Origin of the sequence: Vibrio sp. 10N.286.51.E5 (assembly GCF_041469125.1) — a bacterium.
Classification (GTDB): Bacteria; Pseudomonadota; Gammaproteobacteria; order Enterobacterales; family Vibrionaceae; genus Vibrio; species Vibrio crassostreae_C.
On sequence record NZ_JBFRJZ010000055.1, the window covers coordinates 63,076 to 75,407 of the forward strand.

The following is a 12,332-nucleotide window of genomic DNA, read 5'->3' on the forward strand; positions in this document are numbered from 1 at the left end:
TTTCTACTCCAATGTAAAAACTGACCGCTAAGAGCGGGCATTAACACCGTGAGGTGCTGCACTAATCGTTGTAGTGCTCGTATTTTTATGTGCAAAACCATTATTAACCGCAAGATCGATATCTTGACGATCAGAAATCTCTAAAACTTCGTTATCTTTCATTAGCTCACCGAGCGTAATGTCGTTTAAGAAGCTGCTGATTCGGGAGCTTAAATCACGCCATAAAGTGTGAGTTAAACAACGACTGCCACCTTGACAATCTGCTCGACCGTGACACTTAGTTGCATCCACTGATTCGTCTACTGCAGCAATTACAGTTCCGACAGCGATGTCGCTCGCTTCAGCACCTAAACGGTAACCACCGCCAGGACCACGAACACTAGCAACTAAGCCAGCTTTACGTAACTTAGAAAATAGCTGTTCTAAGTAAGATAACGAGATGCCTTGTCGCTCTGAAATATCAGCCAGAGGAACTGGGCTTTTTTGCGAATGCAGTGCTACATCTAGCATAGCTGTTACCGCATATCTTCCTTTAGATGTAAGTTTCATATCACACCGTATCCACATTGTTTATGTGGTTGGAATCTTCCCATACCCGACTAAATTGGTCAAGTATTTAGTTGACTATTTTAGTCAGGTATTCACCCTTAACTATTGTATGGGCTTTATTTGTCGTTTTTGCTCTTCTCAATAGAAGTCAAAATACCACGAAGTGTGTTGATTTCTTGCAGTTCTGGACGAGCACGGCTAAATAGGCGACGTAGCTTGTTCATCACCTGCCCCGGCTTATCCTTAGAGATAAATTGGGTATCAATGATCACTTTTTCAAGGTGCTCGTAGAACATTTCTAGTTCTTCGTGACGAGGGTACTCATCTTGTGGCTGTGGTTGATATTGGCTAGCGACCATATCAAGGTGGGCGACACGCACTTCGTAGCTCAGAGTCTGTACCGCCATTGCTAGGTTTAGCGAGCTGTATTCAGGGTTAGCTGGGATACATACATGGAAGTGGCACTTCTGAAGCTCATCGTTAGTCAAGCCCGTACGCTCACGGCCGAATACTAATGCTACTGGGTGCTTCTGACCTTCAATTGCAAATTTTTGTCCACACTCACGAGGCTCAAGCATTGGCCATTCAAGTGTGCGTGAACGTGCACTCGAACCAACCACTAAACCACAGTCTTTTACTGCTTCGTCCAGTGTGGAAACGATAGTCGCGTTTTCTGCGATGTCACCAGCACCCGCAGCCAGTGCTAAGGTCTGCTCGTCAACTTCACATTGAGGGTCTACAAGAACTAATTGACTCAAACCCATCACTTTCATTGCGCGAGCTGCTGATCCGATATTTCCCGAATGAGACGTACCAACCAGAACGACTTTTACATTGTCTAACATGCTATATGACACCACTTTAAAAATAATCGCGAGATATTAACACATAGCAAAGTAAAATGGTCAGACCCTTCGCGCAATGTGAAACCAAGAGTTCAAAAAATAACCACTTCCCTTTTGGTAAAACTTTGGTATACTCGCCGCCGCTTTAAATTGTTCTTTAACATCTTGTGGGAAAAACCATATGCATCCAATGCTAAACATTGCGATACGCGCTGCGCGTAAAGCTGGCAACCATATTGCTAAATCTCTAGAAACAACTGATAAGATCGAATCGTCTCTAAAAGGTAACAACGATTACGTTACTAACATTGCTCAAGAAGCTGAGTACATGATCATTGAGACAATCAAAGCATCTTACCCAGAGCACAGCATTATTTCTGAAGAGAAAGGCCTGACTGAAGGTAAAGACTCTGATGTACAATGGATCGTTGACCCACTGGATGGCACCAACAACTTTGTAAAAGGTTTCCCTCACTTCTCTGTATCTATCGCTGTTCGCATGAACGGTCGTACAGAAGTTGCTTGTGTTTATGACCCAATGCTAAACGAGCTATTCACAGCTCAACGTGGCGCTGGCGCTCAACTTAACAACGCTCGTATGCGTGTTACTCAACTAAAAGACCTTCAAGGTACTGTTCTAGCGACTGGTTTCCCATTCAAGCAAAAACAACACTCTGAATCTTTCATGAAGATCATCTCTGGTCTATTCATCGACTGTGCTGATTTCCGTCGTACAGGTTCTCCTGCTCTTGACCTATGTTACCTAGCAGCTGGCCGTGTTGATGGTTACCTAGAACTTGGCCTTAAGCCATGGGATCTAGCAGCTGGCGATCTAATCGCTCGTGAAGCTGGTGCTATCATGACTGACTTTGCTGGCGGTACTGATTACATGACTTCTGGTAATGTTGTTGCTTCAAGCGCACGTGGTGTTAAGTCTATTCTTAAGCACGTTCGTGAGAACGCTAACGAAGGTATGCTGAAGTAATTCAGACCTTACGTTAACGCTCCCTATTTTAAGGGCGCATAAAAATTCCAAAGCCTCGCTATATAGCTATAGCGAGGCTTTTTTGTATCTGCGATACGAGATACGAGATACGAGATACGAGATACGAGATACGAGATACGAGATACGAGATACGATCAGGATGTCTCTTAGTGAAATGAAGTTCAACATACTTCAACGCTAAATTGTATTGAGCTTCCCTAGAATACAGACGTAAAAAAACCGCTAGTTGCCTAGCGGTTTTTTTGGTTTAGCGAAACTTATTAAGCCAAGGCCTAAGGCATCTCGTCAAACTCTTCACCTTCTTTGTCCACTTGTGGTGGCATTAGGTGTTCACGCGTAATACCTAACTTCATAGCCAGTGCAGATGCAACGTAGATAGAAGAGTAAGTACCAACCGTAATACCCAGTAGAAGTGCAGTCGCGAAGCCGTGAATCATAGCGCCGCCCTGAACGAACAGTGCGATAACTACGAATAACGTGGTACCAGAAGTGATCAATGTACGGCTCAATGTTTGTGTGATTGAGCTGTTCAGTACTTCAGGTGCTTCACCCTTACGCATCTTACGGAAGTTCTCACGGATACGGTCGAATACAACAATGGTATCGTTGAGGGAGTAACCGACGACCGTTAGCAAGGCTGCTACGATGGTAAGGTCGACCTCAATTTGCATTAGAGAGAACACACCCAGAGTGATGATAACGTCGTGCGCCAGTGCTAATACTGCACCCGCAGCCAAACGCCATTCAAATCGCACTGATACGTAGATCAAGATACAGATAAGAGAAACTAGAATAGCAAGGCCACCCGCTTCTGTTAATTCGTCACCCACGTTAGGACCAACGAACTCGATACGACGCATTTCAACTTGCTCACCAGTACCATTCTCAATAGCAGAAAGGATTTGGTTACCAAGCGTTTCGCCCGCTACGCCATCACGTGGACGTAAACGAACCATCACATCACGAGCTGAACCGAAGTTCTGTACCGTTGCATCACCAAAGCCTTCGGCTTCTAGTGCACTACGAATATCAGGAAGGTGTGCCGGTTGTTCAAAACCAACTTCAATCAGAGTACCGCCAGTAAAATCTAGACCCCAGTTCAACGATTTCGTTGTTAGGGTGAAGATAGCAGTACCAATCATCAAGATAGAAAAAACAAAGGCAACCTTTGACCAACGCATAAAGTCGATCATTTTGTCTGCTTTTAGAATCTGAAACATATTAATTCCTAGCCTTAGATCGACAGTTTTTTAACACGTTTTCCGCCATACATCAGGTTCACGATACAACGTGTTCCGATAATAGCTGTAAACATTGAAGTCAAGATACCGATAGACAGCGTTACCGCGAAGCCTTTGATAGCACCCGTACCCACAGCAAATAGAATGATTGCTGTTAGTAGTGTGGTGATGTTGGCATCGGCGATTGTGCTGAATGCGTTCGCGTAACCTTGGTGAATCGCTTGTTGTGGACTGCGTCCATCTCGAAGCTCTTCACGTATACGCTCAAAGATCAGAACGTTCGCATCAACCGCCATACCAACCGTTAATACGATACCGGCAATACCTGGTAGGGTCATGGTAGCCCCCGGAATCATCGACATAACACCGATAATCAACACCAAGTTAGCCATTAGCGCAACGTTCGCAATCAGACCAAAGCTACGGTAGTAAAGCAGCGTAAACAGCATTACAGCAGCCATACCCCAAACCATCGCCATGATACCCATATCGATGTTTTGCTGCCCCATAGATGGACCAATGGTACGTTCTTCTACAATCGAGATAGGCGCAATCAATGCACCAGCACGCAGTAGAAGTGCCAAGTTATGAGCTTCAGCCGTTGAATCGATACCAGTAATACGGAAGTTACGGCCTAGCGCAGATTGAATCGTCGCTTGGTTAATCACTTCTTCGTGCTTACTCAAGATAACTCGACCTTCCGGTGTTTTACGACCGCTGTCTTTGTACTCTGCAAATACCGTTGCCATTAGCTTACCGATATTCTGACGAGAGAATGCAGACATCTTGCTACCACCTTCGCTGTCTAGCGAGATGTTAACTTGAGGACGACCATATTCATCAACACTTGAGCTTGCATCAGTAATACTTGAGCCGCCTAGAATAACGCGCTTCTTAAGTACCACAGGACGACCATCACGATCTTGCTTGATTTCGCTACCCGCAGGGGCACGACCAGAAGCGGCAGCGGCTAAGTCAGCACTGCTATCCACTTCACGGAACTCAAGCGTCGCGGTAGCACCAAGAATTTCTTTAGCGCGAGCCGTGTCTTGAACACCAGGCAATTCCACTACGATACGGCTAGAGCCTTGACGTTGAACCAAAGGTTCAGCAACACCAAGTTCGTTAACACGGTTACGTAGAATGGTAATGTTTTGCTCTACCGCATAGTTGCGAATTTCTTGAAGACGAGCCTCTGTGAAGCTAGCAACCAAAGAAAAACGACCATTAGATTCAGAATCTACAAACGTCATGTCTTGGTGCTTAGATTGCAGTAGCGATTTCGCTTCAGCAAGCTGCTCGGCGTTACGTAGAATCACTTCAACCGCATCTTTACCAGATGGGCGAATTGCACGGTAACGGATTTTTTCTTCACGAAGTTCGCTACGGAACGCTTCTTCTTGTTGGCCAACCAGCTTTTGCATCGCAGCGTCCATATCCACTTCCATCAAGAAGTGAACACCACCACGTAGGTCAAGACCAAGCTTCATTGGTGCAGCACCAATAGATTCAAGCCAATCAGGAGTTGAAGCAGCTAAGTTTAAAGCAACGATTACGTCTTCATCTAATGCTTCAGTGATGACATCACGAGCACTAATTTGAGAGTCTGTATCGTTAAAGCGAACAAGAATGGAACCGTTTTCTAGAGCAACGGATTTAGTAGAAAGGTTTTCAGCTTCAAGAGCATTGGTGACAGCATCCAGCGTAGACATATCTACAGAGGCGCCGCGCGCCCCTGTAACTTGAACTGCCGGATCTTCACCGTATATATTCGGAAGTGCGTACAACGCAGCGATGGCGATAGTAAACACCACCATCAGGTACTTCCATAACGGGTAACGGTTTAGCACAGCGAGGATCCTCTAGCTGTTTATAGAGATTTCAGAGTACCTTTTGGTAGCACTGCTGTAACGAAGTCTTTCTTGATAACTACTTCGTTGTTTGCATTCAGTTCGATAGCAACGTAGTCGCTGTCTTCTGCAATCTTAGTGATCTTGCCAATTAGGCCGCCGCTTGTAAGAACTTCATCACCTTTGCCCATAGAAGACATAAGGTTCTTGTGCTCTTTAACACGCTTAGCTTGTGGACGGTAGATCATGAAGTAGAAGATCACAGCGAACATACCTAGCATGATAAGCATTTCGAAACCGCCGCCTGCTGGTGCACCTTCTGCTGCTGCGTGAGCTTGAGAAATAAACATTTAAAACATCCTCTATTTATATTTTCGTAATTGTTTGTCTAATTGGGTCGCATCCCTTTATTTTCAAGCCCCATCACTCGGAAGAGAGATAGGGCTCGCAAAAAAGAAATACTAAGATTCTTTACCTAGTGGTGGCACTTCACGCCCCATTCTTGCGTAGAACTCTGCAACGAACTCTTCAAAGCGGTCTTCATCGATAGACTGACGAATGTCTGACATTACTCGTTGGTAGAAACGCAGGTTATGAATCGTGTTCAGTCGAGCACCTAGGATTTCGTTACAACGATCCAAATGGTGTAAGTACGACTTGCTGTAGTTCTTACAAGTGTAACAGTCACACTCTGAATCTAGTGGTGTTGTATCGGTTTTATGCTTCGCATTACGGATCTTGATCACACCTTCAGTCACAAACAGGTGGCCGTTACGTGCATTTCGCGTTGGCATTACACAGTCAAACATGTCGATACCACGGCGAACACCTTCAACCAAGTCTTCCGGTTTGCCTACGCCCATTAGGTAACGTGGCTTATCTTCTGGCAGTTGAGGACATGTGTGCTCAAGAATGCGGTGCATATCTTCTTTTGGTTCGCCTACTGCTAGGCCACCTACTGCGTAACCGTCAAAACCAATTTCTGTTAGGCCTTTAACGGATACATCACGAAGGTCTTCGTACACGCCACCTTGAACGATACCGAACAGTGAGTTCGGGTTTTCAAGTTTGTCGAAGTGGTTACGTGAACGCTCAGCCCAACGAAGAGACATCTCCATTGAGTCTTTTGCTTCTTTGTGTGTCGCAGGGTAAGGCGTACACTCATCGAAGATCATTACGATGTCTGAACCTAAATCTTTTTGGATTTCCATAGACTTCTCAGCGTCCATGAAGATCTTGTCACCGTTTACAGGGTTACGGAAATGAACACCCTCTTCAGTGATTTTACGCATTGCACCTAGGCTGAATACTTGAAAGCCGCCTGAATCAGTCAGGATAGGACCGTGCCAGTTCATGAAATCGTGCAGGTCACCGTGCATTTTCATGATTTCTTGACCAGGACGTAGCCATAGGTGGAATGTGTTACCTAATAGGATTTCAGCACCTGTGTCTTTTACTTCTTCAGGTGTCATACCTTTAACAGTACCGTAAGTACCTACAGGCATGAATGCTGGGGTTTCAACGGTACCGCGTTCAAACTGAAGTTGACCACGACGTGCGCCGCTATTAGTTTTTTTAAGTTCGTATTTTAATTTCACGAAGCCTCCAATATGCCAGAGAAACAATCTGACTGTTAATTCAGAACCTTAGGCCAAACAAAAGTTCAGTCTAGTGGGTTCTATGAGGAGCGGTCGCGTATTCCTTGCGAGAGATTAGGCAGACACCCTGCCCGACTCCTAGCTTACTGCTAGCACCCGTAAATTCTAATGTATATCGTTTATAACTAGCTTAAATTAGCTTGTTCTCTTATTGATGAACATGGCATCACCGTAGCTGAAGAAACGATATTCGCTCTTCACTGCGTGATCGTATGCGCCCATCACGTTGTCGTAACCTGCAAATGCACTCACCAACATAATCAGTGTTGATTCTGGCAAGTGGAAGTTGGTAATCAAGCAATCCACCAACTGGTATTCATAGCCAGGGAAGATGAAGATTTCTGTATCACCAAAGAAAGGAACGAGCTCAGTGCCTTTCTTCAATGCATCTTGAGCTGCACTTTCTAGTGAGCGTACTGATGTTGTACCAACAGCAATAATACGGCCGCCACGGGCTTTTGCTGCAGCTACGGCGTCAACCACTTCTTGCGGCACTTCAACGTACTCAGCATGCATGTGGTGATCGTTAATATTATCAACTTTTACTGGCTGGAACGTACCAGCACCAACATGAAGCGTCACGTAAGCAAACTCAACACCTTTTTCTTTCATGTCAGCCATTAGCTTGTCATCAAAGTGAAGGCCTGCTGTTGGCGCTGCAACCGCACCCGGCTTTTCATTATAGACAGTCTGGTAGCGCTCTTTATCTGCATCTTCATCAGGACGATCGATGTAAGGAGGCAGTGGCATGTGACCAACACTGTTAAGAATCTCTAAAACGCTTTGATCAGATGTGAAATGGATTTCGAATAACGCATCGTGACGCGCCACCATTTCAGCTTCATATTCATCGTTCTCACCAAGGAACAACTTGGTACCCGGCTTCGGTGATTTAGAACAACGAACATGCGCAAGAATGCTTTTCTCATCAAGCATACGTTCAACCAGCACTTCAAGCTTACCGCCTGATGCCTTGCGACCAAATACACGAGCTGGAATCACTCGAGTGTTATTGAAAACAACAAGATCGCCTGGCTCAACCAAGTCTAAAACGTCTTTAAACGAACCATCAGCTAGGTTACCGCTGTTGCCATCTAATTTAAGCAGGCGGCTTGCTGTACGCTCCTCTTGAGGGTAGCGAGCAATGAGTTCATCTGGTAGGTCAAAGTGAAAATCTGAAACTTGCATGTGTCTAGTCTTGTCTTAGTTGATGAGATTTGTGCCGTTGACGAATCATAAATCGTAGTTGCTGGATAATCGTTACGGTAAGTCAATCGTTACCAGAAACACATCGCAAACACGACTAAAAATTTCGCAGTGGGCTAGTATAGGCACACGAGCCGCAATAGCAAGGTTTACAGCACTGGATTATTGTAAAGAGGCGTAAAATAATGCGACTGATTCACCTCCTCAAGCTAAAGAATTAGTTGCATAAAACTCACCCAAGAATGCGTCAGATCTCAGTTATTTTTTGGATAAAAAACTATAGTAATAGCAACAAATAAAAAAGAAGGAGGTTCGTATGATCAAGGTTGAAGATATGATGACTCGCAACCCTCATACCCTATTGCGCTCACACTCACTGGCCGATGCTAAGCACATGATGGAAGCACTTGATATCCGCCATATTCCGGTCGTCGATTCCGACAGGCAACTACTAGGTGTCGTCACACAACGAGACGTTCTCGCCGCTCAAGAATCCAGCCTACAAAACATCCCACAAGCTCAATCTTTTACTCTTGCTACTCCCCTCAACGACATCATGCACAAAAGTGTTATGTCGGTAGAGCCGCGTGCAGGATTAAAAGAATCGGCTATCTACATGCAGAAACATAAAGTGGGCTGTTTACCTGTCGTAGAAAACCACGAACTAGTAGGCATTATTACAGACAGCGATTTTGTCACGATAGCGATCAATTTACTGGAGCTGCAAGAAGAAGTAGAGCCAGAAGAAGCAGAAGTAGAAGTAGAGTAACGCTCGGAATTGATATAAAGAAGAGCGGCCAATTCAGCCGCTCAGAGGGATTGTTGTCGCAGCGGATTATTATAGAAGCTCAGATACCACATCCGCTAATTGATGGAATGTCTCACGACGCGAAGAGCTTGGTCGCCAGACAAGGCCAATATCTCGGTAGGCCTGCTGACCAGGAGGATCGATCACAACGAGATTCTGGTTTTCCAATAAACCGTGGTCGATCGCCATTTGCGGAATAAAGGTGGTTCCTAAACCATTGGCCACCATTTGCACCAATGTGTGAAGGCTCGTCGCAGTGAACGGGTTGATCTTCTCTTTATCCGTTAACTTACAAGCCGACACAGCATGCTCGGTTAAGCAATGCTCGTTCTCCAACAAAAATACAGATTCGTCTGGCAGGTCATCGTATTTAATCGGAACGCGAATACCATCAGCTTGATTGCGACTGATCACCATCCGGAAAGGGTCTTGCCCAACAACTTGGCTTTCCATATTGTCGATATCGACAGGCAAAGCCAGAATCAGCACATCTAAGTCTCCATGACGCAGCGCAGCCAATAGGTTGGTCGTTGTGTCTTCACGTAACAGCAAATTTAATTGTGGAAAGCGCTGGTTGGCTTCCTGTACCAAATCGCACAAAAGGAACGGCGCTATAGTAGGAATACACCCGACTCGCAGCTGCCCTTGCATCGCATCCCCGTTACATAGATTTCCAAGCTCTACGAGATCTTGTCCTTTCGCTAGTAGCTCTCGACCGTGCTTGACCACCAGCTCACCTGCTTGCGTGAAAACTAGCGGGCTCTTTTTATCTTTCTTCTCATAAAGCGGGCAACCAATCAGCTCTTCTAGGTTTTGAATGCCTTTACTTAGCGTAGATTGACTGACGAAACAGCGATCTGCGGCATCACTGAAATGACGAGTTTCGTGAAGAGTAACAAGATAGTGAAGTTGCTTAAGACTTGGCCATTTATTCATGAAATTACTTTGTAATATGAGTAGGATAAGTTAGGTAAAGGTCATTCGACCTAAGGACAGGACAAAGAATAAGCTTATCGCTTTTTTCGATTAACTTAATCTATTTAATTCGCTTTTTTCTATAGTACCGATTGTACTATAGTTTGTCCCGTAGAAACGGAGCCCAAACAAAGATGTGTTGGGCCAACTAATTTTTTAGGAGATTCCAAAATGGTACTAGTAGGTCGTCAAGCCCCTGACTTTACTGCAGCAGCTGTTCTAGGTAACGGTGAGATCGTTGATAACTTCAACTTCGCAGAATTCACTAAAGGTAAGAAAGCTGTAGTTTTCTTCTACCCACTAGACTTCACTTTCGTTTGTCCTTCAGAGCTAATCGCTTTCGACAACCGTCTTGAAGATTTCCAAGCTAAAGGCGTTGAAGTAATCGGTGTTTCTATCGATTCTCAATTCTCTCACAACGCATGGCGTAACACTGCTATCGCTGATGGCGGTATCGGTCAAGTTAAATACCCTCTAGTTGCTGACGTTAAGCACGAGATCTGCAAAGCATACGATGTTGAGCACCCAGAAGCAGGCGTTGCTTTCCGTGGTTCTTTCCTAATCGACGCTGACGGCCTTGTACGTCACCAAGTAGTTAACGATCTTCCACTAGGTCGTAACATCGACGAAATGCTACGCATGGTAGACGCACTAAACTTCCACGAGAAGAACGGTGAAGTTTGTCCTGCACAATGGGAAGAAGGCAAATCAGGTATGGACGCATCTCCAAAAGGTGTTGCAGCATTCCTATCTGAGCACGCTGACGACCTAAGCAAGTAATTACCTCTTAAGCCCGAACTCAACGCGGGTTAATGGTTGGAAGATTCTCTTTAAAGAGACATAAAGCATAAGCTAATAGCGCAAAGCGCACCGCCAATCAGTTAAGAAGTAAAGTCCTATTAAAAGCCCGAAGTTAACGCTTCGGGCTTTTTGTTTTCCCCCTCCTCGCTCCCCTAGACTGACTCTTGTAATAGATAATTGAGGTAGCGATAAACCTAAACTTTACCTCTATTTTCCCTTATCCCCATCTATTCAGAATCACACCTAGATTGCTATTATTTCATCAGTATCTTTTTGAACGGATAAACACGATGAACACCGAAATTGAAGTCTGTATCGATAACTTAGAATCTCTTCATACCGCACTATCTGGTGGCGCGAATCGAATTGAGCTTTGCTCTTCATTAGCACTTGGCGGATTAACTCCAAGCTTCGGAATGATGAAACAAGCGGCAATAGTTTCGTCGGTTCCGGTCTACGCTATGATACGCCCAAGACAAGGCGACTTCATTTTCGATAACGACGATATGCTCTGTATGCTTGAAGATATTGAAGCTTGCGCAAATGCAGGATTGGATGGGGTCGTACTTGGTGTGTTAGCGCCGAACGGAAGTATTGATATGCCAAAGATGCAACAACTGGCTGACAAAGCGCACTCGTTAAAGCTTGGGATTACCTTCCACAGAGCCATCGATCAAAGCTCTGATTTCCAAGCAGCATTAGAACAAATCATTACACTTGGATGCGAAAGAGTCCTGACATCAGGGCTTGCTGCTAATGCTGAGCAAGGTATCGATGTATTGGCTGCAATGGTCAAACAAGCCGATGGACGAATTGATATCATGGCGGGGGCTGGCGTTAACGCTGCGAATGCCAAAATGATTCAAAGCGCTACCCAAGTACCTGCTCTTCACCTTTCAGGTAAATCGACAAGGCCGAGTCTAATGGAAAACAACTCAAGTACTCAAATGGGCAGTGATAATATTGATGATTATCAGATCCCAGTGACAGATGCGAGTAAGATATCTGATGTGAGAGCCGCCCTCACCGCTTAGGGCAATAGTCGCCAGCATAAATCCAGAGAACCTCGCTGACTAATCTAACTCACTGACGTATATTAGATTTAATAGCGCAGAAAATTTTCATGGATAGATATGGCTAAAGACTTATTCAGCTCTCTTGATTTAAACCTGTTACGAAGCAAAACATGTTTGGAAGAAACCAAATCCACGGCTTTCAGGCTGAAATTGGCGTGGCAAGTTATGACGGTACGAAAACGCGCTCAGGCGAAGTAGAAGAGAAAACAACACATGGTATAAGCCTAGGCGGGGCCTACGTTTACCAAGCGACACCAATGCTTGGATTACGTGCTGGTGTTGATATGAATATTTTTGAACAATCGAGTAGGAGGAGG

At 45.0% G+C, this 12,332-nt stretch carries 12 protein-coding genes and 1 pseudogene; 5 read left to right on the top strand and 8 right to left on the bottom strand.

Annotated features, from left to right (window positions below):
* Positions 1–27: 27 nt before the first annotated feature.
* Positions 28–549: a Fe-S cluster assembly transcriptional regulator IscR gene (gene iscR / locus AB4161_RS18960; RefSeq protein WP_010440512.1), complete on the bottom strand. Its 522-nt coding sequence runs from the start codon at positions 547–549 to the stop codon at positions 28–30.
* 116 nt (positions 550–665) lie between these two features.
* Positions 666–1,394 (bottom strand): tRNA (cytosine(32)/uridine(32)-2'-O)-methyltransferase TrmJ, encoded by a 729-nt coding sequence (trmJ, locus tag AB4161_RS18965; protein ID WP_048658839.1) that lies wholly within the window; start codon positions 1,392–1,394, stop codon positions 666–668.
* Between the two features lie 181 nt (positions 1,395–1,575).
* Here trmJ and suhB point away from each other — a divergent pair, with 181 nt between their 5' ends.
* The gene (suhB, locus tag AB4161_RS18970; protein ID WP_017062836.1) at positions 1,576–2,379 is read left to right on the top strand and encodes an inositol-1-monophosphatase; all 804 of its coding nucleotides are present in this window, start codon (positions 1,576–1,578) and stop codon (positions 2,377–2,379) included.
* Between the two features lie 293 nt (positions 2,380–2,672).
* Here suhB and secF read toward each other — a convergent pair whose 3' ends face one another.
* From secF to queA, 5 genes are all read right to left on the bottom strand, one after another.
* Positions 2,673–3,620: a protein translocase subunit SecF gene (gene secF, locus AB4161_RS18975; protein WP_017062837.1), complete on the bottom strand. Its 948-nt coding sequence runs from the start codon at positions 3,618–3,620 to the stop codon at positions 2,673–2,675.
* Between the two features lie 14 nt (positions 3,621–3,634).
* Entirely contained in the window at positions 3,635–5,491 is a 1,857-nt protein-coding gene (gene secD / locus AB4161_RS18980; protein WP_102320714.1) for a protein translocase subunit SecD, read from the bottom strand.
* Positions 5,492–5,511: 20 nt separating this feature from the next.
* Positions 5,512–5,841, bottom strand: coding sequence for a preprotein translocase subunit YajC (yajC, locus tag AB4161_RS18985; protein WP_010440492.1), 330 nt, complete (start codon positions 5,839–5,841; stop codon positions 5,512–5,514).
* Positions 5,842–5,952: 111 nt separating this feature from the next.
* The gene (gene tgt, locus AB4161_RS18990; RefSeq protein ID WP_017056177.1) at positions 5,953–7,089 is read right to left on the bottom strand and encodes a tRNA guanosine(34) transglycosylase Tgt; all 1,137 of its coding nucleotides are present in this window, start codon (positions 7,087–7,089) and stop codon (positions 5,953–5,955) included.
* 195 nt (positions 7,090–7,284) lie between these two features.
* The gene (gene queA / locus AB4161_RS18995) at positions 7,285–8,337 is read right to left on the bottom strand and encodes a tRNA preQ1(34) S-adenosylmethionine ribosyltransferase-isomerase QueA (protein ID WP_372083913.1); all 1,053 of its coding nucleotides are present in this window, start codon (positions 8,335–8,337) and stop codon (positions 7,285–7,287) included.
* A 334-nt stretch (positions 8,338–8,671) separates the two neighbouring features.
* Between queA and AB4161_RS19000 the strand changes: the two genes are divergently transcribed.
* Complete coding sequence (locus AB4161_RS19000; RefSeq protein WP_372083915.1) at positions 8,672–9,124, top strand: CBS domain-containing protein; 453 nt, start codon at positions 8,672–8,674, stop codon at positions 9,122–9,124.
* Positions 9,125–9,193: 69 nt separating this feature from the next.
* On the opposite strand, the gene AB4161_RS19005 is transcribed toward AB4161_RS19000, so the two are convergent.
* Positions 9,194–10,099 carry a hydrogen peroxide-inducible genes activator gene (locus AB4161_RS19005; protein ID WP_017062525.1) on the bottom strand — a complete coding sequence of 302 codons (906 nt, stop codon included), beginning with the start codon at positions 10,097–10,099 and terminating at the stop codon, positions 9,194–9,196.
* A gap of 210 nt (positions 10,100–10,309) precedes the next feature.
* Between AB4161_RS19005 and AB4161_RS19010 the strand changes: the two genes are divergently transcribed.
* The 3 genes and pseudogenes from AB4161_RS19010 to AB4161_RS19020 all read left to right on the top strand — a co-directional run.
* Positions 10,310–10,918, top strand: coding sequence for a peroxiredoxin C (locus tag AB4161_RS19010; RefSeq protein WP_004740353.1), 609 nt, complete (start codon positions 10,310–10,312; stop codon positions 10,916–10,918).
* A gap of 311 nt (positions 10,919–11,229) precedes the next feature.
* Positions 11,230–11,973: a copper homeostasis protein CutC gene (locus AB4161_RS19015; protein WP_136978148.1), complete on the top strand. Its 744-nt coding sequence runs from the start codon at positions 11,230–11,232 to the stop codon at positions 11,971–11,973.
* A gap of 146 nt (positions 11,974–12,119) precedes the next feature.
* Positions 12,120–12,332, top strand: a pseudogene (locus tag AB4161_RS19020) (hypothetical protein); the annotation flags it as partial.

What these genes read in the sequence shown, in the direction of transcription:
- iscR (WP_010440512.1), bottom strand. Translation starts at nt 549, where the DNA reads ATGAAACTTACATCTAAAGGAAGATATGCGGTAACAGCTATGCTAGAT.
- trmJ (WP_048658839.1), bottom strand. Translation starts at nt 1,394, where the DNA reads ATGTTAGACAATGTAAAAGTCGTTCTGGTTGGTACGTCTCATTCGGGA.
- suhB (WP_017062836.1), top strand. Translation starts at nt 1,576, where the DNA reads ATGCATCCAATGCTAAACATTGCGATACGCGCTGCGCGTAAAGCTGGC.
- secF (WP_017062837.1), bottom strand. Translation starts at nt 3,620, where the DNA reads ATGTTTCAGATTCTAAAAGCAGACAAAATGATCGACTTTATGCGTTGG.
- yajC (WP_010440492.1), bottom strand. Translation starts at nt 5,841, where the DNA reads ATGTTTATTTCTCAAGCTCACGCAGCAGCAGAAGGTGCACCAGCAGGC.
- queA (WP_372083913.1), bottom strand. Translation starts at nt 8,337, where the DNA reads ATGCAAGTTTCAGATTTTCACTTTGACCTACCAGATGAACTCATTGCT.
- AB4161_RS19000 (WP_372083915.1), top strand. Translation starts at nt 8,672, where the DNA reads ATGATCAAGGTTGAAGATATGATGACTCGCAACCCTCATACCCTATTG.
- AB4161_RS19005 (WP_017062525.1), bottom strand. Translation starts at nt 10,099, where the DNA reads ATGAATAAATGGCCAAGTCTTAAGCAACTTCACTATCTTGTTACTCTT.
- AB4161_RS19010 (WP_004740353.1), top strand. Translation starts at nt 10,310, where the DNA reads ATGGTACTAGTAGGTCGTCAAGCCCCTGACTTTACTGCAGCAGCTGTT.
- AB4161_RS19015 (WP_136978148.1), top strand. Translation starts at nt 11,230, where the DNA reads ATGAACACCGAAATTGAAGTCTGTATCGATAACTTAGAATCTCTTCAT.